The sequence below is a fragment of the Pseudomonas sp. LM13 genome (assembly GCF_041381355.1).
Taxonomy (GTDB): domain Bacteria; phylum Pseudomonadota; class Gammaproteobacteria; order Pseudomonadales; family Pseudomonadaceae; genus Stutzerimonas; species Stutzerimonas frequens.
Genome location: NZ_JACBXH010000021.1, coordinates 1 through 23,097 on the forward strand (window position 1 = coordinate 1; position 23,097 = coordinate 23,097).

Annotated in this window: 31 protein-coding genes; 30 read left to right on the forward strand and 1 reads right to left on the reverse strand. The window is 67.7% G+C overall.

Annotated elements, in window-relative coordinates:
- The first annotated feature begins 77 nt into the window (after positions 1 to 77).
- Genes HZR81_RS13970 through HZR81_RS14005 form a run of 8 tightly spaced genes read left to right on the forward strand, consistent with a single transcriptional unit; the run spans position 78 to position 3,072 of the window.
- Entirely contained in the window at positions 78 to 425 is a 348-nt protein-coding gene (locus tag HZR81_RS13970; RefSeq protein WP_500128464.1) for a hypothetical protein, read from the forward strand.
- Entirely contained in the window at positions 422 to 901 is a 480-nt protein-coding gene (locus tag HZR81_RS13975; protein ID WP_500128465.1) for a structural protein, read from the forward strand. Before HZR81_RS13970 ends, HZR81_RS13975 begins: the two co-directional genes overlap by 4 nt.
- Entirely contained in the window at positions 894 to 1,091 is a 198-nt protein-coding gene (locus HZR81_RS13980) for a hypothetical protein (protein ID WP_500128466.1), read from the forward strand. The genes HZR81_RS13975 and HZR81_RS13980 overlap by 8 nt, the downstream gene beginning before the upstream one ends.
- Positions 1,088 to 1,264, forward strand: coding sequence for a hypothetical protein (locus HZR81_RS13985; RefSeq protein WP_500128467.1), 177 nt, complete (start codon positions 1,088 to 1,090; stop codon positions 1,262 to 1,264). Before HZR81_RS13980 ends, HZR81_RS13985 begins: the two co-directional genes overlap by 4 nt.
- On the forward strand, positions 1,257 to 1,868 hold the full coding sequence (locus HZR81_RS13990) for a lysis protein (RefSeq protein WP_500128468.1): 612 nt from the start codon (positions 1,257 to 1,259) through the stop codon (positions 1,866 to 1,868). Before HZR81_RS13985 ends, HZR81_RS13990 begins: the two co-directional genes overlap by 8 nt.
- Positions 1,865 to 2,254, forward strand: a complete 390-nt coding sequence (locus HZR81_RS13995; RefSeq protein ID WP_143494298.1) for a hypothetical protein — start codon at positions 1,865 to 1,867, stop codon at positions 2,252 to 2,254. Before HZR81_RS13990 ends, HZR81_RS13995 begins: the two co-directional genes overlap by 4 nt.
- The gene (locus HZR81_RS14000) at positions 2,247 to 2,558 is read left to right on the forward strand and encodes a hypothetical protein (RefSeq protein ID WP_143494297.1); all 312 of its coding nucleotides are present in this window, start codon (positions 2,247 to 2,249) and stop codon (positions 2,556 to 2,558) included. Before HZR81_RS13995 ends, HZR81_RS14000 begins: the two co-directional genes overlap by 8 nt.
- Before the next feature lies 1 nt (position 2,559).
- Positions 2,560 to 3,072, forward strand: coding sequence for a DUF3486 family protein (locus tag HZR81_RS14005; RefSeq protein WP_230484357.1), 513 nt, complete (start codon positions 2,560 to 2,562; stop codon positions 3,070 to 3,072).
- A gap of 2 nt (positions 3,073 to 3,074) precedes the next feature.
- Here HZR81_RS14005 and HZR81_RS14010 read toward each other — a convergent pair whose 3' ends face one another.
- Positions 3,075 to 3,518 (reverse strand): hypothetical protein, encoded by a 444-nt coding sequence (locus HZR81_RS14010; RefSeq protein ID WP_332823223.1) that lies wholly within the window; start codon positions 3,516 to 3,518, stop codon positions 3,075 to 3,077.
- A gap of 59 nt (positions 3,519 to 3,577) precedes the next feature.
- On the opposite strand from HZR81_RS14010, the gene HZR81_RS14015 reads away from it, so the two are divergent.
- From HZR81_RS14015 to HZR81_RS14120, 22 genes are all read left to right on the forward strand, one after another.
- Positions 3,578 to 5,119 carry a hypothetical protein gene (locus HZR81_RS14015; RefSeq protein ID WP_500128469.1) on the forward strand — a complete coding sequence of 514 codons (1,542 nt, stop codon included), beginning with the start codon at positions 3,578 to 3,580 and terminating at the stop codon, positions 5,117 to 5,119.
- An 8-nt stretch (positions 5,120 to 5,127) separates the two neighbouring features.
- Positions 5,128 to 6,660 (forward strand): DUF935 domain-containing protein, encoded by a 1,533-nt coding sequence (locus HZR81_RS14020; protein WP_500128470.1) that lies wholly within the window; start codon positions 5,128 to 5,130, stop codon positions 6,658 to 6,660.
- Positions 6,660 to 7,781: a phage head morphogenesis protein gene (locus HZR81_RS14025; RefSeq protein ID WP_500128471.1), complete on the forward strand. Its 1,122-nt coding sequence runs from the start codon at positions 6,660 to 6,662 to the stop codon at positions 7,779 to 7,781. Before HZR81_RS14020 ends, HZR81_RS14025 begins: the two co-directional genes overlap by 1 nt.
- A gap of 282 nt (positions 7,782 to 8,063) precedes the next feature.
- A complete protein-coding gene (locus HZR81_RS14030) occupies positions 8,064 to 8,813 on the forward strand; it encodes a hypothetical protein (RefSeq protein WP_200628529.1) in 750 nt (249 codons plus the stop codon).
- Positions 8,800 to 9,351: a type II toxin-antitoxin system VapC family toxin gene (locus HZR81_RS14035; protein ID WP_200628530.1), complete on the forward strand. Its 552-nt coding sequence runs from the start codon at positions 8,800 to 8,802 to the stop codon at positions 9,349 to 9,351. Before HZR81_RS14030 ends, HZR81_RS14035 begins: the two co-directional genes overlap by 14 nt.
- Positions 9,352 to 9,432: 81 nt before the next feature.
- Positions 9,433 to 10,491 (forward strand): phage protease, encoded by a 1,059-nt coding sequence (locus HZR81_RS14040; RefSeq protein ID WP_500128472.1) that lies wholly within the window; start codon positions 9,433 to 9,435, stop codon positions 10,489 to 10,491.
- A 3-nt stretch (positions 10,492 to 10,494) separates the two neighbouring features.
- On the forward strand, positions 10,495 to 11,409 hold the full coding sequence (locus tag HZR81_RS14045; RefSeq protein ID WP_200628532.1) for a Mu-like prophage major head subunit gpT family protein: 915 nt from the start codon (positions 10,495 to 10,497) through the stop codon (positions 11,407 to 11,409).
- A 42-nt stretch (positions 11,410 to 11,451) separates the two neighbouring features.
- Entirely contained in the window at positions 11,452 to 11,907 is a 456-nt protein-coding gene (locus HZR81_RS14050) for an HI1506-related protein (protein ID WP_500128473.1), read from the forward strand.
- A 5-nt stretch (positions 11,908 to 11,912) separates the two neighbouring features.
- The gene (locus HZR81_RS14055; RefSeq protein WP_500128474.1) at positions 11,913 to 12,416 is read left to right on the forward strand and encodes a gp436 family protein; all 504 of its coding nucleotides are present in this window, start codon (positions 11,913 to 11,915) and stop codon (positions 12,414 to 12,416) included.
- Complete coding sequence (locus tag HZR81_RS14060) at positions 12,416 to 12,925, forward strand: phage virion morphogenesis protein (RefSeq protein WP_500128475.1); 510 nt, start codon at positions 12,416 to 12,418, stop codon at positions 12,923 to 12,925. Before HZR81_RS14055 ends, HZR81_RS14060 begins: the two co-directional genes overlap by 1 nt.
- Positions 12,925 to 13,515: a phage protein Gp37 gene (locus HZR81_RS14065; protein ID WP_500128476.1), complete on the forward strand. Its 591-nt coding sequence runs from the start codon at positions 12,925 to 12,927 to the stop codon at positions 13,513 to 13,515. Before HZR81_RS14060 ends, HZR81_RS14065 begins: the two co-directional genes overlap by 1 nt.
- Entirely contained in the window at positions 13,512 to 13,697 is a 186-nt protein-coding gene (locus HZR81_RS14070) for a DUF2635 domain-containing protein (RefSeq protein ID WP_143495880.1), read from the forward strand. The genes HZR81_RS14065 and HZR81_RS14070 overlap by 4 nt, the downstream gene beginning before the upstream one ends.
- Positions 13,698 to 13,700: 3 nt before the next feature.
- A complete protein-coding gene (locus HZR81_RS14075) occupies positions 13,701 to 15,170 on the forward strand; it encodes a phage tail sheath subtilisin-like domain-containing protein (protein WP_500128477.1) in 1,470 nt (489 codons plus the stop codon).
- 9 nt (positions 15,171 to 15,179) lie between these two features.
- Positions 15,180 to 15,524, forward strand: coding sequence for a phage tail tube protein (locus HZR81_RS14080; protein ID WP_500128478.1), 345 nt, complete (start codon positions 15,180 to 15,182; stop codon positions 15,522 to 15,524).
- Positions 15,525 to 15,533: 9 nt separating this feature from the next.
- Complete coding sequence (locus HZR81_RS14085; protein WP_500128479.1) at positions 15,534 to 15,878, forward strand: phage tail assembly protein; 345 nt, start codon at positions 15,534 to 15,536, stop codon at positions 15,876 to 15,878.
- Positions 15,879 to 15,969: 91 nt separating this feature from the next.
- Positions 15,970 to 18,045, forward strand: a complete 2,076-nt coding sequence (locus HZR81_RS14090) for a phage tail tape measure protein (RefSeq protein WP_500128480.1) — start codon at positions 15,970 to 15,972, stop codon at positions 18,043 to 18,045.
- On the forward strand, positions 18,045 to 19,523 hold the full coding sequence (locus HZR81_RS14095) for a DNA circularization protein (RefSeq protein WP_500128481.1): 1,479 nt from the start codon (positions 18,045 to 18,047) through the stop codon (positions 19,521 to 19,523). Before HZR81_RS14090 ends, HZR81_RS14095 begins: the two co-directional genes overlap by 1 nt.
- On the forward strand, positions 19,516 to 20,559 hold the full coding sequence (locus HZR81_RS14100; RefSeq protein ID WP_500128482.1) for a phage baseplate assembly protein: 1,044 nt from the start codon (positions 19,516 to 19,518) through the stop codon (positions 20,557 to 20,559). The genes HZR81_RS14095 and HZR81_RS14100 overlap by 8 nt, the downstream gene beginning before the upstream one ends.
- On the forward strand, positions 20,543 to 21,052 hold the full coding sequence (locus tag HZR81_RS14105; RefSeq protein ID WP_500128483.1) for a phage baseplate assembly protein V: 510 nt from the start codon (positions 20,543 to 20,545) through the stop codon (positions 21,050 to 21,052). Before HZR81_RS14100 ends, HZR81_RS14105 begins: the two co-directional genes overlap by 17 nt.
- Entirely contained in the window at positions 21,049 to 21,495 is a 447-nt protein-coding gene (locus HZR81_RS14110; RefSeq protein WP_500128484.1) for a phage GP46 family protein, read from the forward strand. The genes HZR81_RS14105 and HZR81_RS14110 overlap by 4 nt, the downstream gene beginning before the upstream one ends.
- Positions 21,495 to 22,556, forward strand: coding sequence for a baseplate J/gp47 family protein (locus HZR81_RS14115; protein ID WP_500128485.1), 1,062 nt, complete (start codon positions 21,495 to 21,497; stop codon positions 22,554 to 22,556). The genes HZR81_RS14110 and HZR81_RS14115 overlap by 1 nt, the downstream gene beginning before the upstream one ends.
- Positions 22,547 to 23,095: a YmfQ family protein gene (locus HZR81_RS14120; protein ID WP_500128486.1), complete on the forward strand. Its 549-nt coding sequence runs from the start codon at positions 22,547 to 22,549 to the stop codon at positions 23,093 to 23,095. Before HZR81_RS14115 ends, HZR81_RS14120 begins: the two co-directional genes overlap by 10 nt.
- Positions 23,096 to 23,097 lie beyond the last annotated feature (2 nt).

Genomic DNA, 23,097 nt, shown 5'->3' on the forward strand with positions numbered 1-23,097 from the left:
GCTCCATGCGGGGCTCTTTGTATCTACTGAACCCCCTCAGAATCCCCTGATATCCAGCCGCCACGGAACATGGCGGCATGGATATCGAAGCCCCCAAGCGCCCCCTGCGCCACGCCAGCGACTACGCCCAGGCCATCGTCGATGCCTACCCGGACGTCGCCCGCCAGCGTGAGATCTTCGCCCGCTGCCCGATCGAACTCCGGCCCATCGCGCGGACCATGGCCAAGGACGGCATCGCCCGCATCGAGGCGCGCCGCAATGCCGTCAAGGCGCACCGTGAGCTGCACCGCAAGGCAGCCGCCGCCGACCCGGCGCCGCTGAAGCCGACCCGCCGCATATCCGAACTCAAGCAATCCGCCCCCGAGGTCGGCCGCGCGCGCCTGGCCGAGCTGCGGGCGGCCATCGGCCACAAGGAGTCCGCATGACCCGCCCGAGCCCCCGCGGCATCCGCAACTACAACCCCGGCAACATCGAGCGCAACGGCACCCGCTGGCAGGGCATGGCGCTGGACCAGTCGGGCGACGCCCGCTTCATCGTCTTCAGCCATCCGGTGTGGGGCATCCGCGCCATTGCCCGCACGCTTATCACCTACCAGGACGCCCGCCGCGCCCGTGACGGCAGCCGCATCGACAGCGTCCGCGAGATCATCGAACGCTGGGCGCCGGCGCACGAGAACGACACCGCCGCCTATGCCAAACAGGTCGCCATGGCGCTCGGCATCGGCCCCGACGACGAGACGGTCGACGTCTACGACTTCGCCACCATGCACGCCCTGGTGCAGGCCATCGTCCGTCATGAGAACGGCCCCGGCCCGTTGCCCGGTGGCCACTGGTATGGCGACAAGCTGATCGCCGAAGGCCTCGCCCTGGCCGGCATCCTGGAGGGCGTGCGCCATGGCTGAGTGCAAGCACTGGAGCCGCAGCCGCACGCTGTGGGTCAACGCCATCGCGGCCGGCCTGGTCGCCCTGGAGGCCGGCACAGGCCTGCTGCAACCGCACCTGCCGGTCAGCCTGTACACCGCCGTGGCCGTCGGCCTGCCGGTGCTCAACGCCGTGCTGCGGGTGATGACGCACCAGGCGGTGCGCGCATGATCGCCCGCCTGCTGCGCTTGCTGGATGGGCTCTTTGGCACCCCGCGGCTGTGGGTACCCAGCTGCCGCTACCTCGTGCCCTTTCCGCCGGAGCGGCCGGGCAAGTCCGGCGTCGCCGCGGCGCGCCGTGCCGCCCGCAAGGCCCGCCGCCAGCGGAGGGCGCTCCATGTTTGAGCGCCTCACCAGCCTGCCGACCGGCGTGCTGCTCGCCCTGCTCGGCTGCCTTATCTGCGGTGCCGCTGGTGGCGGTATCGGCTACGGCTTCGGCTTCCGCCACGCTGAGGCGCTGGGCAACGCCGCCCTGCAGAACGAACGCACCACCCAGGCGCAGCAGGCGCTTGCCGCCGAACAGCAGGCCCGCATCGAGCTGCAGCAGCAGGTCACCCGCGCCAACGCGGCCGAGGCGCAGCTGCTCGCCGACCAGGCCACCCACGCCAAGCAAGTCACCGAACTGGAGGGCCGCATCGCCCATGTCTCCGCTCAATACCGCCGCACGCCCGGTCAGGCACCTGAGCCTGTGCCTCATTGCGTGTTCACTGTTGGCTGGCTGCGCGACTACAACGCCGCCCTCGGCGTGCCCGGCGCCCTGGCAGGCCCCGTTGCCAGCCGCTACGGCACAGCCCCCTTCGCCGCCCCCGGCACTGACGCCGAACTACTCGAAAGCGGCGTCAGCCCCGCCGACATCCTCGCCCACGCCCAGGACTACGGCCGCTGGGCCCGCGGCCTCGCCAGCCAGGTAACCGCCCTGCTCACCCTCCGCAAGGACGCCACCCCATGATGCTCCAGATGGAACTCAGCCAGCTGATCGGCTGGGCCGCCGCCCTGCTCAGCCTGTTCGCCACCGTCGTCACCGCCCTGGTCAAGCTCCTGCTGGCCCAGTTCGAGAAGCGCCTGGCCGATCGCTTCGCCGCCCAGGACGCCGCCCGCCAGAGCGCCAGCCGCCATTGGGAAGAAAGCTTCGCCAAATTGCTCGACCGCCAGGACAAGGAGGCCGAGACGGTCAAGCAGCTGGAGCGCGCCCTGATGCGCTTCCAGGCCGACCTGCCACTGGAGTACGTGCGCCGCGAAGACTTCGTGCGCAGCCAGTCGGTGATCGAGGCCAAGCTCGACGGCCTGGCCCTCAAGTTCGAAAACGTCCTGCTCAAAGGAGCGCGCCATGATTGATGCCGACAAGGCCCGCCGGGAAACCCTGCGCTGGTACATCCTGCTGACCCTCAACAAATCCCGCCCGGTAGACCCGCACGAGGCCGTGGTGCTGGCCACCATCCAGGGCATCTACCCCGACGCCACCGCCCTGGAGCTGCGCCGCGAGCTGGACTACCTCGCCGACCGCAGCCTGGTCACCCTGAAGAAGGAGCCTTCCGGCGTGTGGATCTGCGGCCTGACGCACTACGGCGTGGACATCGCCGAGTACACCGTCGAATGCCGCCCCGGCATCGCCCGCCCGGAAAAGTACTGGAGCGCCTGACATGCCCCCGCGCAGCAAGGTCGCCACGCTCCCGGCCGAGGTCAAGGCCTGGCTCGACCAGGCCCTGGCCGAGAACAACTTCAGCGACTACGAGGCCCTGGCTCAGGAGCTAACCGAGCGCGGCTATGCCATCAGCAAGTCGGCGCTGCACCGCTACGGGCAGAACTTCGAGGAACGCCTCTCGGCGCTGAAGATGGCCAGCGAGCAGGCCCGCGCCGTGGTCGCCGCCGCGCCGGACGAGGAAGGCGCCGTCAACGAAGCGCTGATGCGCCTCGTCCAGGAACACCTGTTCAAGCTGCTGATGAGCGAAGGCGACCAGATCGACCTGCCCAAGGTCGCCAAGGCTGTCGCCGAGCTGGGCAAGGCCAGCATCGCGCAGAAGAAGTGGCAGGCCGAGGTGCGCGCCAAGGCCGAAGCGGCTGCTACCGAGGTGGAGAAGATCGCCAAGAAGGGCGGCCTCGATGCCGAGACCGTCGCCGAGATCCGCCGGGAGATTCTGGGGGTGGCGGGGTGAAGTCAGATGTCGTTCTTGGTTCGTACAAAATGCGAGCATTTAGGGCAGACGAAACCATAGGCGCGCGGCTGCAGGATAGCTTTTGTGCCGCCATCCCAGCACGTACAGCAAAGATAGTGCTCCGGCTGCTCGACCGAAATCAGGGATGGCTTCAGCCGATATGCATAAGACCCAGTTTCAGGGAACTGGTAAAGAGCGTATTGCTCTTGAAGCTCCCGCTTCTGTTCGTTTTCTCGCCTTTCAGCTTCAAGCGCCTGCACTTTCTGAACAAGCTCCATCTGTTCAATTTGCGCCCTCATCAATTGCTGTTGAAGGTCCATAAGGCTGTTGGTCAGTTCAAAAACCCGGCCGCGAATCATCTCTTCGTCGCGAAGGGTCATCAGGCTTTTGCTGATCTCCTTGGCAGCGTTGGCGCTTGCTACAGCTGTCGAAAACCATTCGAACATCGGCACAGTCCCTCGCAGGTTATTTGGCACCGCGAGCCTACCACCGCGAGGCTTGCCGCATGAATATGCCACCAGTGCTGGACAACACTGCCGCCCTCGACATCCCCGCCGTCCTGCTCGCCTACCAGAAGAACTGGATCGGCCTGCGCGCCCCGCTCAAGGTCGGCGAGAAGTCGCGCCGTATCGGCCTCACCTGGGCCGAGGCTGCGGATAACGTCCTGGTCGCCGCCTCGGCGCGCAGCGCAGGTGGCCAGACCGTCTACTACCTCGGCTACAACCAGGACATGACGGTCGAATATATCCAGGCCTGCGCCATGTGGGCGCGCGCCTTCAACTACGCCGCCAGCGAGATCGAGGAAGGCATCTGGCCCGACGAGGACCCGGACAAGCACATCAAGACCTTCACCATCAGCTTCCCGTCCGGCTTTCGCATCGTCGCGCTCACCAGCCGGCCGTCCAACCTGCGCGGCCGCCAGGGCGTGGTGGTGATCGACGAGGCGGCGTTCCACCAGGACCTGCGCGAGCTGCTCAAGGCGGCCCTGGCCCTGCTGATCTGGGGCGGCGAGGTGCACGTCATCAGCACCCACGACGGCACCGACAACCCCTTCAACGAGCTGATCGAGGAGATCCGCGCCGGCAAGCGCAAGGGCATGCTGTTCCGCTGCACCTTCAAGGAGGCCGTGGCCGACGGGCTCTATCGCCGCGTCTGCCTGCGCAAGGGCATCGAGTGGACCGCCGAGGAAGAAGCCGCCTGGGTCGAGAGCGTCTATGCCTTCTACGACGACGCCGCCGAGGAAGAGCTGGACTGCGTGCCCAGCCAGGGCGGCGGCGCCTACCTCTCCCTGGCGCTCCTGGAGCAGCGCACCAGCCGCGACGTGCCCGTGCTGCGCCTGGCCTACCCCCAGGGCTACGAAACCATCGCCGAACACCTGCGCCTGGCCGACTCGCTGTCCTGGTGCGAGCGTGAGCTGCTGCCGCTCCTGGAGCGGATGCCACGCGAGGCGCGCAGCTTCTATGGCATGGACTTCGGCCGCAGCGGCGACCTGTCCGTCATCGTGCCGCTGCTGCAAGAGCAGGACCTGCGCCGCCGCCAGGCCTTCCAGGTCGAGCTGCGCAACGTGCCGTTCAAGCAGCAGGAGCAGATCCTCTTCTTCATCGTCGACCGGCTGCCCAACTTCCTCGGCGGCAAGAACGACGCCCGCGGCAACGGCCAGGCGATCGCCGAGGCCGCCGCCGTGCGCTACGGCCACACCCGCATCGAGCAGGTGATGCTCACCGAGGGCTGGTACCGCGACAACATGCCCCCGTTCAAGGCCGCGCTCGAGGACGGCACCCTCTACGACCTGCCGGCCGACAAGGACACCGTCGACGACTATCGCGCGCTCAAGGTCATCAAGGGCGTGCCCCGCGTACCGGACAGCCGCACCACCGAGAAAAGCGGCGGCAAGCGCCACGGCGACGCCGCCGTCGCCGGCGTGCTGGCCCATGCCGCCAGCCGCACCCCGGCCGCCCCCATCGAATACACCCCCGCCCCGCCCAAGGCCGACCGCTGGGCCGGTGGCGACGACGATCAACCCGGCAACTGGCAAGGCGCCTGGTAGGAGCATCCATGGCAATCGTAGACATCCACGGCAGGCCCTTCGAGAAGGAGGTGCTGCGCGAACAGCAGACCTCGCGCTTGGCCCAGCTGCACGCCGAATACGCCGAACACCCCTCCAGCGGGCTGACCCCGCCGCGCCTGGCGAGCATCCTGCAGGCAGCCGAGCGCGGCGACATCAAGGCGCAGTGCGAGCTGTTCCAGGACATGGAAGAGAAGGACGCCCACCTGCTCGCCGAAATGGGCAAGCGCCGCCGCGCGCTGACCACCGTCGACTGGACGGTGCTGCCGCCACGCGACCCCAGCGCCGCCGAGCAGGCCGAGGCCGGCTGGCTCAACGAAGTGCTGCAGGACCTGCCCGACTTCGAGGATCTCTTGTTCGACCTGCTCGATGCCATCGGCAAGGGCTTCGCCTGCATCGAGCTGGACTGGCAGCGCCTCGGCCGCGAGTGGCTACCCGCCGCCTTCAACTACCGCGAGGCGTCCTGGTTCCAGCTGGACATGGCCACCCGCAACGAACTGCGCCTGCGTGACGGCTCGGCCGAGGGCGAGGCGCTCAACCCCTTCGGCTGGATCGTCCACCAGCACAAGGCCAAGTCCGGCTACGTGGCGCGTGGCGGCCTCTACCGCGTGCTGGCCTGGCCGTACCTGTTCAAGAACTACGCCGTGCGCGATCTCGCCGAGTTCCTGGAGATCTACGGCCTGCCGGTGCGCCTGGGCAAGTACCCGGCCGGCGCCTCCGGCGACGAGAAGGCCACCCTGCTGCGCGCCGTGGTGAATATCGGCCACAACGCCGCCGGCATCATCCCCGAAGGCATGGCCATCGACTTCAAGGAAGCGGCCAAGGGCACCCATGACCCGTTCGACTGGATGGTCCAATGGGCGGAAAAGAGCATGTCCAAGGCCGTACTCGGCGGCACGCTCACCAGCCAGGCCGACGGCAAGAGCAGCACCAACGCCCTGGGCAACGTGCACAACGAAGTACGCCACGACCTGCTCAAGAGCGATGCCAAACAAGTCGCCACCACCCTGCGGCAGTACCTGCTCTATCCGCTCCTGGTGCTCAACCGCGGCGGCGACCGCGACCCGCGCCGCCTGCCGCGCTTCCAGTTCGACCTGGTCGAAGCCGAGGACATGGCCACCTACGCCGACGCCCTGCCCAAGCTGGTCGAGGCCGGCATGCAGATCCCCGTCGCCTGGGCCCATGAGAAGCTGCGTATCCCGCAGCCGGGTCAGGGTGATGCCGTGCTCGGTGCGCCTACAGCCGAGCCCAAACCGACCGCCGCCGCGCGGGTCGCCGCGCTCAAGGCCACCCCAGAGGTCGACCCGCTCGATGACCTGGCCGAGCAGCTCGCCGGCCAGTGGCAACCCGTTGCCCGCATGGCCGAGCCGGTGCAGCAGTTGCTTGCCCAGTGCAAGAGCCTGGAGGAATTCCGCGAGCGCCTGCCCGAGGTCATCCCCGACCTCGATGCCGGCCAGCTCGTCGAGCTGATCGCCCAGGGCATGTTCGCCGGCCACCTGGCCGGCCGGACTGGAGCCGTCTGATGGTCGAGCTGCAGGCGCTGCCACCCGAACAGGCGATCGCCTACTTCCGCCAGAAGGGCTACGCCGTCGGCTTCGACTACCGCGACGTCTGGCAGGCCCAGCATCAGGCCGCGTTTACCGTGGCCAAGGCCATGCAGCTGGACCTGCTCCAGGACATCCGCGCCGAGGTCGATCGCGCCCTGGCCGAAGGCACCACCCTGCAGGAGTTCCAGAAGCGTCTCATCCCCACCCTGCAGCAAAAGGGCTGGTGGGGCCGGCAGACCCGGCAAGACCCACTCACTGGCGAGGCGCGTGACGTCCAGCTCGGCAGCCCGCGCCGGCTCAAGGTCATCTACGACACCAACCTGCGCACCGCTCACAGCGAGGGCCAGTGGGAGCGCATCCAGGCGCGCAAAGCCACTTTTCCATACCTGCAGTACGACGGCGGCAACTCCGAAAATCCGCGCCTGCAGCACAAGGCCTGGGACGGCTTAGTCCTGCCGGTGGACGATCCCTTCTGGCAGAACCACATGCCGGTCAAGGAATGGGGCTGCAAGTGCCGCGTCTTCGCCCTGACCGCCGCGCAGTTGCAGCGCCGCGGGCTGGAGGTGGGCGAGTCGCCCAGGGTGCCCACCACGCCCTACGTCAACGCCCGTACCGGCGAGGTCCAGCAGATCCCGGCCGGCGTGCATCCCGCCTTCCATTACCCACCGGGGGGCCGACGCGGCAGCCTGGTCCAGCACCTGGTCGACAAGCTCGAAGCCGCCCCGGCAGTCGTTGCCCGCTCGGCCATCGCCGACCTGGTGCAGGGCGAGGCCTTCGCCGAGTGGTACCGCAAGCCGGCTGGGCGCTTCCCCTTGGCCCACCTCAACCCAGCCGGCCTCCAGCAATTCGGCACCCAGGCGGCAGTCGTGCTGCTGGCCGAGGCGGTCCTGCTCGACCAGTTGGCCAACCAGCCCAACGTGTTGATCGAGGACTACGCCCTGGTGCAACAGATCCTCGACACTGGCACGCCGATCCGGCAGGCCGAAGGCAGCCTCCTGTACCGCTTGGAACAGACAGATGGCTCGGCGCTTCTGCTGACGGTCGAGCGGTCAGGGGCGGCTGTGGTGGTTCGCAGTTTGGTGCGGTTGCTTCGGTAGAAAGCGATAACTCCTGCGAGCGCGCTGGTGGGGCGATTAGCGCTGCACGGCTACCGTGGGGAGGAATTAAGCGTTTGAGACGCGTAGCGGAGCGGCTAACGGGCTTCTAACGGTGCAAGCTCTTTGCAGTAGCAAGGCAGAACGGACGGTCATAGCCTTTTTTGGGCGTTAGCCTACTTTTCTATTGCTCGCCCAATACGCCATCATTACGCTTAGCGCGCCCGTTAGACGCCGAGCCAGGCTCACCGGGCCAGTGGCAACGGGACGTGCCAAGGGGGAGCCATGATCAATGATGATATTCAATACGTCTTCACCATAGACGTTCTTAAGCCAAGCACGGCCCCTATGCTTCGCGTCGCTCAGTACATGGCAGAACTCGCCAAACTGCTCGGGAGCGAAGCTGATGTTCACATCAATGAGATCCGCGAAAGCAGCCTCCGATATCATGTTCTCTCGGAACATGATGCTATCCCTCTAATTGACGATCGGCTGAAGACGGCCGAAATGAAGGGTTCGGAAGCTAACAAGCATTTCAACATCATCAACGTAATGCTACGAGCCGATAAGGCGGTCGCTCGCCTTGATCGCGTTTCGCCCACTCGCACCGCGCAGATAATCCAGTTTCCCGGCAGAGAGCTTCCCGTACCACGTACGTTTAAGGTCCGCCAGGAAGGCACTCTAGATGGATATGTGGTGAAGATCGGAGGCAAGGACAAGACCGCGCATGCGACCTTGGATGCCGGCAACGGCCGGTATTGGCGCTGCACGTTGGACCGAGAACTCGCGGCTGACCTCGCCCAGCATCTGTTCAAAACCCCTGTACGCGTTAGTGGCATATGCAGTTGGCTGCGTGACGAAGAAGGCGTCTGGACACAAGACTCGGATTTTCACGTGCGCGAGTTCCAGGTGCTGGTGGACGAGTCGTTGCCTGAGGTTTTAGACAAGCTCCGCGAAATAAATACGGATTGGACTGAGCCGGAAGTGCTCGCAGGCGGGATGCCCGCGTCGGGAGGTTCGAGTGATTTTGATTGATACGTCTGTACTGGTGTTCCTCATCAACCCGGATGCACGTCCACCGGTAGATGTGTCGACTGGCCAGCAAGTGACTCGTTGCAAGGAGCGAATTGAGTATTTCATCAAGCAGAACCGGAAAAGGAAAATCCTAATTCCGACCCCCGCTTATGCGGAAATTCTCGTGCGGGCAGGTTCAGAACTGGATCAAGTGATGTCCATCCTCAGCTCGTCAAGCGTCTTCAAAATCGAGCCATTCGACGAGTCGGCTGCTATCGAATGTGCCCTTCTTCAGCAGTATCAGGCGAAATGCGGGCCACGCATTCCAGTGGACGAAGCCGAAACCTGGGCGAAGGTGAAGTTCGATCTGCAGATCCTGTCAGTCGGCATTCGTCACGGGGCAAAAGAGATGTTTAGCGACGATAAGAAACTACGTCGAAAAGCCATGAAGCTGGGGATAGAGGTTAAAGGTATTGCGGACATGCCATTGCCTCCCGAAGATCCGCAACTTCGGATCGTCTATCAGGAAGCAGGGGCCACGGCAGGGCAATTCAGCTGATACGGCTCACGCCGTTCCGTAGCTAAACCACTGAACCCCCTCACTCTGCACTAGCCAAACCATGCCGCCGACACTGGCGGCATGAAGACCAAAGCCTCCCCCACCGCCGCGATCGCCGCCTGCATCTTCGAGATCCAGGCGGAAGGTCCGGCCATCCAGCTCTTCCCGGTCGGCGCCTTCAAGGCCCGCGACGGTCGCCCGCGTGATGTGGCGGCCGGCGCCTGGTTCATCGACGCCCAGGTCGCCCAGCGGCTGATCGCGAAAGCCGCAGCCCGCGCCACCGACGTCGTCATCGACTACGAACACCAGACCCTCAACAGCGCCGAGAACGGCCTGCCGGCTCCGGCCGCCGCCTGGTTCTCCGGTAGCGGTCTGGAGTGGCGCGAGGGCCAGGGCCTGTTCGCCACCGGCGTGCAGTGGACCGACAAGGCCAGCGCCATGCTGGCGGCGCGCGAATACCGCTACCTGTCCCCCGTCTTCACCTACGACAAGCAGACCGGCGAGGTCCTGGAGCTGCTGCACGTCGGCCTCACCAACTACCCCGCACTCGACGGCATGGCCTCCCTGCCGGCGCTGGCGGCTGCCCGTTTCGAACTGGCCATTCCGGCCGCCCCTTCCGCACAGGAGAACCAACGTGTGAACCGAGACCAACTGATCGAGGCGCTGGGCCTGTCTTCGGACGCCAGCGATGAAGACATCCAGACCGCGCTCACTGCGCTGAAGGCCAACGCCACCAAGGCGGACGACCTGCAGCAGTCGCTCGCAGCCCTCAAGGCCGAACGCAAGCCGGACCCGGCCAAGTTCGCCCCGATCGAGGTCGTCGAGTCGCTCAAGCAGGACATCGCCGCGCTCAAGGCCACCCAGGTGGAAGGCGAAGTCAGCCAGCTGGTGAAAGCCGGCTTGGAAGACGGCCGTCTGCTGCCCGCGCAGGAAAGCTGGGCGCGTGAGCTGGGCCAGACCAACCTCGCCGCGCTCAAGGGCTACCTGGAGAAAACCCCCGCGATCGCCGCGCTCAAGGGTCGCCAGACCGACGGCCGCCAGCCGCAGGACAACCCCCACGGCCTCTCCGACGTGGAGCTGCAAGCCGCCGCGCTGACCGGCCTCTCGCCCGAAGCCTTCGCCAAAGCCAAAGGAGCCTGATAGATGGCCGTCATTACCCCCGCCCTGCTGGTCGCGCTGCGCACCGGCTTCCAGGCCAGTTTCCAGGGTGCCCTGGAAGCTGCGCCGAGCGAGTTCAAGAAGCTCGCCACCGTCGTCAACTCCACCTCGGCCAGCAACACCTACGGCTGGCTGGGCCAGTTCCCGCAGCTGCGCGAGTGGATCGGCGATCGCGTGGTCAAGGACATGGCCGCGCAGGGCTACCAGATCAGCAACAAGCTGTTCGAGTCCACCGTCGGCGTGAAGCGCACCGACATCGAGGACGACAACGTCGGCATCTACAGCCCGCTGTTCGCCGAAATGGGCCGCGCTGCCGGCTCCCACCCGGACGAGCTGATCTTCGCGCTGCTCAAGGCTGGCCATACCAGCCTGTGCTTCGACGGCCAGAACTTCTTCGACACCGACCACCCGGTCTACCCGAACGTCGACGGCACGGGCGTCGCCGCCACCGTGGCCAACAGCTTCGCCCCGGCGGCCGATCCGGGCCCGGCCTGGTACCTGCTGGACACCAGTCGCGCACTCAAGCCGCTGATCTACCAGGAACGCACCAAGCCCGAATTCACCAGCATGACCAAGCTCGACGACGAGCAGGTCTTCACCGCTGACGAATTCCGCTACGGCGTGCGGGCGCGCAATAACGCCGGCTTCGGCTTCTGGCAGATGGCCGTGCGCTCCACCAAGCCCCTGGACGCCGCCAGCTTCCAGGAAGCCTACGACGCCATGCGCGGCTTCAAGGCCGACGGCGGGCGCCCGCTCAACCTCAAGCCGACCGTGCTGGTGGTGCCCACCAACTTGCGCGCCGCAGCCAAGGAAGTGGTCGGTACCGAGCGCCTGGCGGGCGGCGCCACCAACCCCAACTACGGCCTGGTCGAGATCCTCGACAGCGCCTGGGTGAACTGATCGCCACTGCCACGGATGGCCACTTTGCAGGAGATTTGACACATGGCCGCGAAGAAACCCGCTGCCCCGAAGGCCTCGCAATCGGCGCCCGTCACCGAGCCGCAGCCGTCTTCGACCGTACAGGAGATCCCGGAAACCACGCCGGGCTCGACGACCGAGTCGCCGGCACCCGTACCGGGCACCGAGCAGCCGGCTGCCACCGCGCCAACCACCGCTACCGAAGCCCAGGCTCCGGCTCCGGCTCCGGCTCCGGCTCCGGCTCCGGCTCCGAGCGAGTCTGCCGCACCCTCCGGCACCGACAAGCAGCCCGAGGCAGCAACCGAGGTCGAGGGCGTCTACGTGCGTGCCACGGTCGGTCGCCGCTGCCGTGCCGGCTTCTGCTTCGACCAGGGCGGCCAGGGCTTTGCCAAGGGCGTGCTGAGCGACGAGCAACTCGCCGCACTGGAAGCCGACCCGCTGCTCAAGGTCGAGCACTGCACCTTCTCGGCTGAAGAGTAACTGCCATGCCTTACGCCAGCGCCCTCCAGCTGCTCGCCCGCTACAACGCGGACGAGATCGCCCAGCGTGCCGATGCCAGCCTGCCGCCCCTGGTGGACGGCGAGCTGCTGCGCATCGCCGCTGCGGCGGGTGACCTCTCCAGCTTCACGGCTGAAGAGCAGGCCGCGGCTGCCGCGGCGCTGGCCAAGGTCGAGCGCGCCCTGGGCGACGCCGAGCAAACCATCGACACCTACCTGGGCGGCCGCTACCAGCTGCCGCTCAGCCAGACACCCGATGTCCTGGAACGCATCGCCTGCCAAATCGCCCGCTTCGTGCTGTTCGACGACGCCGCACCCGACCAGGTGAAGGCCCTCTACCAAGACTCCATCCGCTTCCTGGAGCACGTCGCCGCCGGCAAGGTCCAGCTGGGCCTGGCCAGCGACGGCAGCACCGCGCAGCCCTCGGCCGGCGCCGAGATGGTCAGCGGTGCCCTGGTGTTCGCCCGCGACAACAGCCGGGGGTTCATCTGATGGCCGTCAGCATTCGCATCAGCCACAACCTGCCGCAGGTCCAGCGCCTGTTCCAGCAGATCCGCCGGCTCGGCGGTGACCCGCAGCCGCTGCTCCAGGACATCGCCTTTCTCGGCGAGAACAGCACCCGCGAACGCTTCCGCAGCCAGACCGGCCCGGACGGCGAGCGCTGGAAGCCGAGCCTGCGCGTGCAGCTCAGCGGCGGCAAGACGCTGACACGCGACGGCCACCTGGGCGACTCCATCGGCAGCTACGCCAACGAGCGTTCGGCCGTATGGGGCGTCAACCGCATCTATGCAGCCATCCACCAGTTCGGCGGCACCATCCGCGCCAAGTCCTCGCGCGGCCTGCGCTTTCGCATCGGCGATCGCTGGTCGACCAAACGCCAGGTCAGCATCCCGGCGCGGCCGTTCCTCGGGATCTCCGAAGGCGATCGCCAGGACATCCTCGACCTGGTCGAGAACCACCTCGCCAACCTGGTGCGCCAGCGCGCGCCGGGAGGTGCCTGATGCTCGGCCATCTTGAAAGCCACCTGATCGACCTGCTCAAGGCCAGCCCGCTGGGCTCGCGCCTGCGCGCCGTCGACAGCCTGCCGGACACCCCGGACAAGGACCTGGTCAAGCGCTGGGGCGTGGACGCACCGGCCGCCTACGTGGTGGCCATGGACGGCACGCTGAGCCAGGCCCTGGCCACGCCGCAGTTCGTCGTCGTGCTGGTGGCGCGCAACGCCCGCAGCCACCAGGCCGCACGGCATGGCGACGGCAAGACCATCGGCCTCTACGAGATGCTCGATGCCGCCATCGCCGAGCTGCACGGCGGCGTCGCCGGCGATGCCAGCTGGGAGGTCACCCGCTACCAGTTCATGCAGGACGACGCCCTGCGCGACCAGGGCCTGCACGTGGCCCTGGTGCTGATCCAGGCCGACGTCGACCCGCCGCAGAAGGACGCTGTGAACCTCGGCGACTTCCTGGAGTTTCACGCCGACTTTGACATCCAGCCCTTCGCCACCGCGGCCGATCGCCAGCGCTGGGCCGCTGAAGACCACGCAGAGCCCGCGCCGGATCTGCACTCGCACATCAACCCGCAGGAGGGCTCATGAGCCAACCCGTATTCCTGGTGCCCGCCGAGGGCCTGAAGGTGCGCCACCCGCTGGGCGGGCACCTCAAGCCCGAGGGCGACTTCGTCGTGCTCGACAGCTACTGGCGCCGCCGCATGGCCGACGGCTCGGTGGCCACCGGCACCCCACCCACCCGCAAGCGCCAGGCCGCGCCGAAGGAGTAAGCCATGGCTGAGAATGTCAGCTTCAACGAGGTGCCCGATAACATCCGGGTACCGGGCATCTACATCGAGATCGACCCGAGCAAGGCGGTCAGCGGCGGCGCGGTGATGGAGCGGCGCCTGCTGCTCATCGGCCAGCGCCTGGCCAGCGGCACCGCCCCGGCCGGCGTGGCCATGCGCCTGGGCAGCCAGGCCAGCGACCAGGCCGCGCAGGCGTTCGGCCAGGGCAGCATGCTGCACGGCATGGCCAAGGCCGCACGTGGCGCCAGCGACTACGTCGACCTCTGGGCCATTGCCCTGGACGATGACCCGGCCGGCATAGCCGCCACCGGCAGCATTACGCTGACCGGCAGCCCGACCACCAGCGGCACCCTGGCGCTCTACATCGGCGGCAAGGTCGTGCGCGCCATGGTCGTGGCAGGCGATGCCGCCAGCGCGATCGCTTCGCGCCTGGCCGACGCCATCAATGCCGATGCCGACCTGCCCGTCACCGCCGCGGCCGAGCTGGGCGTGGTGACCCTGACCTGCCGCTGGAAGGGCGAAACCGGCAACGACCTGGACCTGCGCCTGAACTACTACGGCGAGCAGACCCCGGCCGGGCTGACCGTGGCGATCGCTGCCATGACCGGCGGCACAGCCAACCCGTCGGTCCAGCCGGTGCTCGATGCCATCGCCGGCACACAGTACTACAGCATTGCCTGCCCCTACCTGGACGGCGCCAACCTCACCGCCCTGGAAGGCGAGATGGCCGCGCGCTTCGGCCCGATGGACGTGCTCACCGGCCACGTGTTCAACGCCAAGGTCGGCAACCACGCCGCGCTCACCACCTGGGGCAGCGAGCGCAACTCACCGCACCTCAGCACCCTGGGCCTGCACGACATGCCGACCGCGCCGTGGGTGGCCGCGGCCGTCTGGGCGACGGTCGCAGAGTTCTCCGGTGCCAATGATCCTGCAAGACCGTTCCGTAGCCTGGCGCTGCCGGGCGTGCTGCCGCCGCCGGAGAAGAGTCGCTTCACCCGCGCCGAGCGCAACCTGCTGCTGTTCGACGGCATCAGCACCTTCACCGTCGATGCCGGCGGCCAGGTGCTGATCGAGACCATCATCACCAACTACCAGGTCAACAGCTTCGGCCTGCCGGACATCGCCCTGCTGCGCCTGGAAACCAAGTGGACCGCGGATTTCATCCGCTTCCGCTTCAACGCTGCGGTGGCCCGCGACTACCCGCGTCACAAGCTGGGCGACGTGGCCATTCCCGGCCAGGCCTACGCCACCCCGACCACGGTGCGCGCCACGCTGATAGCCGAAGCCGAGAAGCTGGCCAAGGAAGACGGCGTGCTCGAGGACCTGGAAGGCTTCAAGCGCGACCTGATCCTCAAGCGTTCCACCCAGAACCCCAACCGCATGAACGCCGTGCTGACGCCGAACCTGGTCAACCAGTTCGACATCTTCGCCGCGGCCGTGCAGTACCGCCTGTAAGGAGGCTCCATGCAGCATCACGGCCGCGCCACCATCACCTACAACGGCAAGCGCCTCTCCACCCGCGAGGGCGCCACCCTGAACCTCGGCGGCGTCGCCCGGACCCCGGAGGCGCTGGATGACGGCACCGTCGGCTATTCCGAGGCCACTGCCGCGCCCGAACTCAACTGCACCGCCCCGCTCAAGCAGGACCTGGACATCGAGGAGCTGCGCAACCTCACCGGCGCCAACGTCGTGTTCGAGTCCGACACGGGCAAGGGCTGGGTCATCCGCGATGCCTTCACCGTCGACGCCGTCAGCGTCGGCAAGGACGTCGCCCTCAAAATCAGCGGCCAGCCGGCCGTGCAACTGTAAGGAGCACACATGCAGCAGCTCACCACCAGCGGCAGCTTTCCCCACGGCCTGGTCATCGCCGGTACCACCTACATCCGCTTCGAAATGCGCGAGGCCCTGCTAGCCGACATGATCGAGGCGGAGGTCGAGTCCGGCGGGCCAACCAACGCCATCCACTACAGCGCCCAGCTCGCCGTGCGCCAGCTGACCCGCGTCACCAACGACCAGGGCGACGAGTTCAAGGGCCCGTTCGTGGTGGCGATGGTCAAGAAGCGCGGTGACTTCACCGCCCTGCGCCAGGCGCAAATCAAGCTCGACGACATGGGAAACGGCGCAACGGACGGCTCCGCCATCACTGGGACGCCGTCCAGCTGATCGCCCTGCGTCACGGCTGGTCGCGCGAGCAGATCCTCGCGCTGCCGCCGGCTGAGTTCCTCCACTACCTGGGCAACCTGACCAAGAAAGCATGAGCAACCGCGACCTCAACCTGGCCCTGCGCCTGACCGCCGATGTCACCCGCCTGATGGGCGGGCTGAGCAAGGGCGAGACAGGCCTGAAGAAGTTCGGCGCCGCCGCTAAGGGCGAGCTGGACGCGCTCGGCCGCTTCGCCGGGTCGGTCGAAGGCAAGCTCGCGCAGCTGGGCGTGGGGGTTTCTGCCATCGCGGTGGGCCTGCAGTCGGCCCAGCTGGACAAGGATCTCAAGCAGCTGCAGCTCACCGCCGGCGCGACCGCGGCCGAGGCCGATCTGCTGCGCCAGAGCCTGCTCGATGCCCAGATCGCCACCGGCCAGGGCGTGGATGAACTCAAGGGTGGCGTGGACGCGCTGATTGCCGGCGGCCTGGGCATTGCCCAAGCCACCGCCACCGTCGCCCCCATGGCCGAGACGCTGGCCGTCTCCAAGACCAACGCCGATGCGCTGGCCAAGGCCATGGGCGTGGCCGCCACCCAGTTCGACATCGACCTCAGCAAGACCGAAGAGGCCCGCCTGCTGCTGGACAAGATGGTCGTCGCCGGCCGCGCCGGCAACGCCGAACTGGAGAACCTGCCGGACATCTTCGCCCGCGTCGGCAGCAGCGCCAAATCCTCCAACCTGAGCCTCGACCAGACCCTGGCCCTGGTCGAGACGCTGTCGCTGGTCGAGCCCAACGCCGAGCGCCTGGCCACGCTCACCGACAGCACCCTGCGCGTGTTCACCAACGCGAACTACATGAAGTCCGCGTCCAAGGCGACCGGCGTCAAGTTCTTCGACAAGGACGGCTCGCGCCGCGATGCGCTGGAAGTCATCCAGGACATCAAGGCGCAGTACGACAAGCTCGATACAGATGCCAAGCGCTTCAAGTTCATCAACGCCGCGTTCGGCAAAGCCGACCTGGACACCCAGCGCGGCCTCAAGACCCTGCTCGATGGCGACTCGCTGGGCAAGCTGGACCAGGTCTTCGCCGAAGTGCGCGACGCCAGCGGCACCATTGCCCGCGACCTGCCGGACGCCATCGGCAACGCCGTCGACCAGACCAACCGCCTCAAGGGCGCGCTGCGCGAAGCCGCCGACGACTTCGCCGAGCCGGTCAATGACACCCTGAGCGGCCTCATCAAGTGGGGCATGGACAGCAAGGAAAACGGCGGCCTCGGCCTGGACGGCAAGGACATGTTGCTCGGTGGCGCCATCGGCGCGGCTGGGCTGTTCGGCGCCGCACGGTACGGCGGCAAGGCCATCTCCGGCCTCGCCGGCAAGCTCGGCGGCACCGCTGCCGGCGTGGCCACCGGCAAGGCTCTGGAAGAGGCTGCAGGCGTGCAGCCGGTCTACGTCGTCAACATGCCCGACAGCCTCGGGAACAAGCCGGGCACGGCCGAGCAACTGCTCGACGCCGGCACCGACCTGGTCGGCCCCAAGACCTTCAGCAAGCTCAAGACCACGCTCGGCCTGCTCGGCAGCACCTCGCTCAGCGCCTTGCCGGCGTTCGGAGGTGCCGCCATGGCCACGGCCGGCGCGGCCGTGGCCGGCGCCGGCGCGGCGGGCTACGGAGCCGGCACACTCATCAGCGACTACCTGCTCACCGATCAAGGCCCCTTGGGCAGCAGTTTCGGCGCCAGTCTCGCCGACGGTATCGGCGAGAGCGTGGCCATGTTGCTGTCCCCCTTCAGCGAAGAGGCCCGGCAGGCGCTTGAACGCAACCGTGCCGCCGATGACGACCTCGCCCTTCGTCCCGCCGCCCCCGAAAACCTCACCGCCCCGGCTGAGCGGCTCGGCCAGAATGCCCAGTTGGGTGTGGCCGCGTCGCTACCAGGCGCGCCGCCGCTAGCGGCGACAGGGCCACTGGCACAGGGCCCGGTGATTCCTCACGAGGCCCTCCAGGAGGCCGCCCGCGGCCTGACCGAACACGTCCGGTCGGCCATCAGCAGCGCGCAGCCGCTGCCAGCCGAGGTGACCGGGCGCATTGAGGTTCAAATCAACAGTGACGGCCGTCCGCGCGTCAGCCTGCTGCAGGCTGACGGCGGCGTCGACTTGGCCGCCTACACCGGCCGAACCGGGGCAGGTGGCTGATGGCGTGGCGCGACGAATACCGCCCCGGCGCCTTTCGCGGCGTGCCGTTCCACCTCAAGAGCAGCAGCTCCACGGGCGGCCGGCGCACGGTGCTCAACGAATTCCCCCTGCGCGATACGCCCATGACCGAGGACATGGGCCGCCGTGCGCGCCAGTTCAACCTCACCCTGACACTGATCGGCCCCGACTACATGGCCCAGCGCGATCGCCTGATCGAGGCGCTGGAGACCTTCGGCCCCGGTACGCTGATGCACCCGTTCCGGGGCGAACTGCTGGTGGCCGTGCTTGGCGACTACAGCTGCGAGGAAAGCACCGAGCAAGGCGGGCTAGCTCGCATCAGCGTGACCTTCGTCGAAGCCGGTGAGGCACCGCGACCGGACAGCACCGTGGTCCAGGGCATCGCCGGCAACGAGGCCGCCGACGCGCTGCAGGAGGATGCGCTGGCCGAGTTCCTCGACCGCTTCGCCGTGGTCGGCTGGATCAGCTCCGTCGCCGAAGAAGCGCAAGGCGTGCTTGGCGAAGCGCTCGCCGCCGTGGGCGACGCCATCGGCTATGCCGAGGGCCTTGCCAACGACGCCATCGGTTTCGCCCAGGAGGCCACCGACGAGCTACTCAGCGCCGGCGGGCTACTGGACGGAGCCGGCAGCTTCGGCACGCTGTTTCGCCGGCTCACTGGCAACATCCAGCAACTGCTCCTCTCCCCTGGCAACCTGGGTGCTGGCCTGCTTGGGCTTGTTCGCAGCATCAGCTCGGGGGCAGGCAATCCGCTGCTGGCCCTCAAGGCGCAGATGTCTTTGTTCGGCCTCGGCGACCGGGCCAAGCGCATCAGCGTGCCGTCAGCGCTGCGCACGCCGGCACGCACGCAGATGGCAGCCAACCAGGCGGCGATCTACACCCTGATCGAGCGCGCAGCGCTTGCCGAGGCGGTGCGACTCGCCGTGAGCAAGCCCGCCAACAGCCCAGCTGCAGCAGGCGTAGCACGCGGAACGGGCGTAGCGTCTGTCTCGGGCCGCTCATCGGCCGCCGGCAGCAGCTCCGCAGGCGGCACGCCGACCTCCGGCACCGGCAGCCGGCCCTCCACTGCCACCGCCCTGCCGGCCCGCTCCGGTGTGACGGGAGCCAACAGCACGGCGGTTCATCGGGTCGAGGGCGTTGCATTCGACAACCGCAACCAGGCGGTTGAGATCCGCGATCAGCTACTGGTCGAACTGGACCGTCAGCAGCTCAGCGCTGCTCCGGAGCGCTACCGCGAGCTGACCCGCCTCAGTGCGCAGCTGGTGACCGAGATGAACCGTACCGCTGCCAGCCTGGTCCCCCTCACTCGAATCACCACCGCCCAGACCCAGCCCGCCCTGGTCATGGCGCACCGCCTGTACGGCGACGCCCGCCAGGCCGAGCAGATCGTTGCCCGCAACCGCCTTGCCCATCCCGGCTTCGTGCCCGGCGGCGCAGAGCTGGAGGTGCTGAAAAATGCCTGAGATCCGCCTCACCGTGGACGGCAATGACTGGGGCGGCTGGCAGAGCTACCGCATCAGCCTGGGCATGCAGCAGCTGGCCGGCAGCTTCGAGCTGCGCCTGACCGAGCGCTGGGTCGGCCAGGCAGGCCGCCGCGCCCTGCGCGTGGGCGCCCCCTGCACCCTGCACTATGACGGGCAACTGCTGATCACCGGGTACCTGGACAGCGTATCGCCCAGCTACGACGCTGAGCAGCACAGCCTCAGCGTTTCCGGGCGCGACGCGACGGCCGATCTGGTCGACTGCTCGGCACCGCCTACCCAATGGATCGGGCGCAGCCTGGCCGATGTTGCCCGCGAGCTTTGCGCGCCGTTTGGCATTGGCGTCATCGACCAGGCAGGCGCCAACGCACCGTTTCGCAGCCTCAAGCCCAACGATGGCGAAACGGTGTTCGAGATGCTCGACCAGGCCGCCCGCACCCGCGGCGTGCTGCTCATTACCGACGGGCGCGGCAACCTGCTCATCACCCGAGCCGGCCAGGCGCGCGCCGACGATGCCCTGGTACTCGGCCAGAACGTGCTCACCGGTTCGGGCAGCTTCGACCTGCGAGATGTCTTCAGTAGCTACACGCTCAAGGGCCAGCAGGCCGGCGACGACTTCACCTTCGGCGCAACCGCATCGACCGTCATGGCCGCCGCGCGAGACGCCCGCGTGCAACGCCACCGGCCGCTGACGCTGATCGCCGACGGCCCGCTCGACGCGGCTGGCGCGCGCGAGCGCGTCACCTGGGAACGCAACGTGCGTTGGGGCCGTTCGCAGTCGATTGCCTACACCGTCCAGGGCCACCGCCAGAGCAACGGCGTGCTGTGGCGCCCGAACATGCTCGCCAGCGTGATCGACGCCTACCAGTACATCGGCGGCCAACTGCGCCTGATCACCGACGTCACCTACAGCCTCGACGACCAGGGTGAGCGCACCGCCTTGACGGTGATGCCACGCGAAGCCTTCGACCTCATCCCGCAGCCCGAACCGGAGCCCGCCGATGCCACCTTCTACTAGCCGCCTGCTCGGCCCCATCCAGCGACGCCTGGCGCACCTGGTCGCACGTGCCGTGGTCACGCTGGTCAACGATGCCACCCGGATGCAGGCCCTGCAGCTTGGCATCCTCGCCGACGAGCCGCTCGATAACGTCGAGCACTGGCAGCCCTACGGCTACACCTACAAACCCCACGCCGGCGCCGAGGCGCTGGTGGTGGCGGTCGGTGGCCACCGTGCCCATAGCGTGGTCATCGCCTGCGCCGACCGGCGCTACCGCCTGGCCAGCCTCGAGGACGGTGAAGTGGCGCTCTATGACGACCTCGGCAACACGGTCCAGCTGCTGCGCGACAAGGTGCAGGTCACCGCAGTCCAGACGCTGGAACTCAACGCCCCGCACGTAACCATCAACGGCAACGTCGCCATCACCGGGACCGTCACCAACAACGGCCGGAACATCGGCAGCACGCATACCCATCCTGGCGATAGCGGTGGCAGCACCGGGGCCCCGCAATGAGCGATCTGGCCCTGATCTACGACGGCCACGGCTGTGACCTGGCCCTCACCGACACCGACCTGCAGCTCGACGATGGCCTGGGCACCGCCATTCTCATCAGCCTGTTCAGCGACCGCCGGGCCCGGCCGGACGACGCCTTGCCCGCCGGCACCAGCGATCGCCGCGGCTGGTGGGCCGATGCCTACCCGCAATTGGACGGCGACCTGATCGGCTCGCGGCTGTGGCTGCTCTCGCGTGAAAAGGAGCTGGCCGAAACCCTGCGCCGCGCCCGCGACTATGCCCAGGAGGCGCTGGCCTGGCTGCGCGAAGACGGCATCGCCGCCGAGGTTGTGGTCACGCCCAGCGTGCTGCGTCGCGGGGTGCTGCGCCTGGCCGTCGACATCCTGCGCGCCGACGGCGGCCGCGAGAACCACCAATACGACGTCTTCTGGGAGTCCCATTAATGGCCTTCGAACTCGACAGCCTGGAGCAGACCCGCCAGCTGATCGCCCGTGACATCGAAACCCGCCTCCCCGGTACCGGCGCGCAAACGCGCCGCACCGCTGCGGGTGTCATCGCCTTTGCCCAGGCCGGCGCCGTGCATGGCCTGCATGCCCACATCGCCTATCGCGAGCGCAACTTCCTGCCGGATGAACGTGCCGATGCCGAGGGCGTCGAGCGCTGGGCCGGGCTCCTGGGGCTCTGGTATCGCGAGCCGACCTACGCCGCCGGTAGCGCTGAATTGAGCGGCATCGCCGGCGCCCTGCTGGCGGCCGGTACCGTGCTGCAGTCAACGCAAGGCGTGCTCTACGTCACCCTGGCTGATGCCACCCTGGCGGGCGCGACCGCCAGCGTCACCATCCGGGCCCAGGAAGCCGGTGCGGCCGGCAATCTGGAGCCGGGCGCCCGCCTCACTCTGCTCAGCCCGACACCTGGCGTCCAGTCCACGCTCAGCGTCGGTAGCGCGGGCCTGACCGGCGGTGCCGACGCCGAATCGCTCGACGGCCTGCGCACACGGGTGCTCAACCGCCTGCGCAACCCACCACGCGGCGGCTCCCTGGCTGACTACAAGACCTGGGCGCTGGATGCTCACCCGGCCGTCACTCGCGCCTGGGTGACCGAATACGAACAGGGTGCCGGGAGCGTCACCGTGCGCCTGGCCTGCGACAACGAGGCTACGCCGATTCCCTCCCAGGAGGTGCTGGACGCCGTAGCCGCCTACATTGACCAGCGCCGGCAAGCCGGCCGCAAGTCGGTCTATGTGCTGCCGCCGGTCGCTGCCGAGGTGCTCTACCGCATCCAGCTCAAACCGGACACCGCGGCGATTCGCCTCGCCGTCGAGGCCGAGCTGCGCGACCTGCATCGTCGCACCAGCGCTCCCGGCTCGACCCTGCTGCTCAGCCATATCCGCGAGGCCATCAGCACTGCTGCCGGTGAACTCGACCATGAGCTTCTAGCACCGCAGTCCGACCTCACCCACGGCGCGGGCGTGATGCCCGTCTTTGGGGGCATCGAATGGCTATGACGGCAGAGGCCTATGGCCAGCAACTCAGTCAGCTGCTACCGCCTGGAGCGGCCTGGACGCAAGATCCCGAAAGCCACCTGCAGCGCCTGCTGCTGGCCCTGGGCGAAAGCCTCGCCCGCGCCCACCAGCGCAACGACGACCTGTTCAGGGAAACCGACCCGCAGCAGGCCGCCGAGCTGCTCGACCGTTGGGAAGCGGCGCTCGGCCTGCCCGATGCCTGCAGCGTCCAGGGCAGCCAGACCGTTGTCGAGCGCGTCCAACTGGTGGTCGCCAAGCTGATCAGCGCCGGTGGGCAAAGCCGTCCCTACTTCACCGCGCTGGCCATCGCTCTCGGCTATCCGGCCGTCACCATCACCGAGTACCAGGCCCGACGCCACGGCCGCGCCCGCATGGGCGACCGCTACGGCGGTGAAGACTGGGAAGAGGCCTGGCAACTCAACCTTCCCGAACAGCAGCCGGGCGACACCCGCCTGGAATGCATCGTCAGCCGCGACAAGCCGGCTGGCTCCATCGTCCTGTTCAACTACGGAGCAACCTGACC

Coding starts and splice junctions, on each gene's coding strand:
- HZR81_RS13985 (WP_500128467.1), top strand. CDS start 1,088: ATGATCGCCCGCCTGCTGCGCTTGCTGGATGGGCTCTTTGGCACCCCG.
- HZR81_RS14025 (WP_500128471.1), top strand. CDS start 6,660: ATGGTCGAGCTGCAGGCGCTGCCACCCGAACAGGCGATCGCCTACTTC.
- HZR81_RS13970 (WP_500128464.1), top strand. CDS start 78: ATGGATATCGAAGCCCCCAAGCGCCCCCTGCGCCACGCCAGCGACTAC.
- HZR81_RS14095 (WP_500128481.1), top strand. CDS start 18,045: ATGGCGTGGCGCGACGAATACCGCCCCGGCGCCTTTCGCGGCGTGCCG.
- HZR81_RS14045 (WP_200628532.1), top strand. CDS start 10,495: ATGGCCGTCATTACCCCCGCCCTGCTGGTCGCGCTGCGCACCGGCTTC.
- HZR81_RS14050 (WP_500128473.1), top strand. CDS start 11,452: ATGGCCGCGAAGAAACCCGCTGCCCCGAAGGCCTCGCAATCGGCGCCC.
- HZR81_RS14055 (WP_500128474.1), top strand. CDS start 11,913: ATGCCTTACGCCAGCGCCCTCCAGCTGCTCGCCCGCTACAACGCGGAC.
- HZR81_RS14000 (WP_143494297.1), top strand. CDS start 2,247: ATGATTGATGCCGACAAGGCCCGCCGGGAAACCCTGCGCTGGTACATC.
- HZR81_RS14115 (WP_500128485.1), top strand. CDS start 21,495: ATGGCCTTCGAACTCGACAGCCTGGAGCAGACCCGCCAGCTGATCGCC.
- HZR81_RS13990 (WP_500128468.1), top strand. CDS start 1,257: ATGTTTGAGCGCCTCACCAGCCTGCCGACCGGCGTGCTGCTCGCCCTG.
- HZR81_RS14030 (WP_200628529.1), top strand. CDS start 8,064: ATGATCAATGATGATATTCAATACGTCTTCACCATAGACGTTCTTAAG.
- HZR81_RS13980 (WP_500128466.1), top strand. CDS start 894: ATGGCTGAGTGCAAGCACTGGAGCCGCAGCCGCACGCTGTGGGTCAAC.
- HZR81_RS14080 (WP_500128478.1), top strand. CDS start 15,180: ATGCAGCATCACGGCCGCGCCACCATCACCTACAACGGCAAGCGCCTC.
- HZR81_RS14105 (WP_500128483.1), top strand. CDS start 20,543: ATGCCACCTTCTACTAGCCGCCTGCTCGGCCCCATCCAGCGACGCCTG.
- HZR81_RS14070 (WP_143495880.1), top strand. CDS start 13,512: ATGAGCCAACCCGTATTCCTGGTGCCCGCCGAGGGCCTGAAGGTGCGC.
- HZR81_RS14110 (WP_500128484.1), top strand. CDS start 21,049: ATGAGCGATCTGGCCCTGATCTACGACGGCCACGGCTGTGACCTGGCC.
- HZR81_RS14085 (WP_500128479.1), top strand. CDS start 15,534: ATGCAGCAGCTCACCACCAGCGGCAGCTTTCCCCACGGCCTGGTCATC.
- HZR81_RS14040 (WP_500128472.1), top strand. CDS start 9,433: ATGAAGACCAAAGCCTCCCCCACCGCCGCGATCGCCGCCTGCATCTTC.
- HZR81_RS14100 (WP_500128482.1), top strand. CDS start 19,516: ATGCCTGAGATCCGCCTCACCGTGGACGGCAATGACTGGGGCGGCTGG.
- HZR81_RS14120 (WP_500128486.1), top strand. CDS start 22,547: ATGGCTATGACGGCAGAGGCCTATGGCCAGCAACTCAGTCAGCTGCTA.
- HZR81_RS14090 (WP_500128480.1), top strand. CDS start 15,970: ATGAGCAACCGCGACCTCAACCTGGCCCTGCGCCTGACCGCCGATGTC.
- HZR81_RS14065 (WP_500128476.1), top strand. CDS start 12,925: ATGCTCGGCCATCTTGAAAGCCACCTGATCGACCTGCTCAAGGCCAGC.
- HZR81_RS14015 (WP_500128469.1), top strand. CDS start 3,578: ATGAATATGCCACCAGTGCTGGACAACACTGCCGCCCTCGACATCCCC.
- HZR81_RS14005 (WP_230484357.1), top strand. CDS start 2,560: ATGCCCCCGCGCAGCAAGGTCGCCACGCTCCCGGCCGAGGTCAAGGCC.
- HZR81_RS13995 (WP_143494298.1), top strand. CDS start 1,865: ATGATGCTCCAGATGGAACTCAGCCAGCTGATCGGCTGGGCCGCCGCC.
- HZR81_RS13975 (WP_500128465.1), top strand. CDS start 422: ATGACCCGCCCGAGCCCCCGCGGCATCCGCAACTACAACCCCGGCAAC.
- HZR81_RS14020 (WP_500128470.1), top strand. CDS start 5,128: ATGGCAATCGTAGACATCCACGGCAGGCCCTTCGAGAAGGAGGTGCTG.
- HZR81_RS14010 (WP_332823223.1), bottom strand. CDS start 3,518: ATGTTCGAATGGTTTTCGACAGCTGTAGCAAGCGCCAACGCTGCCAAG.
- HZR81_RS14075 (WP_500128477.1), top strand. CDS start 13,701: ATGGCTGAGAATGTCAGCTTCAACGAGGTGCCCGATAACATCCGGGTA.
- HZR81_RS14060 (WP_500128475.1), top strand. CDS start 12,416: ATGGCCGTCAGCATTCGCATCAGCCACAACCTGCCGCAGGTCCAGCGC.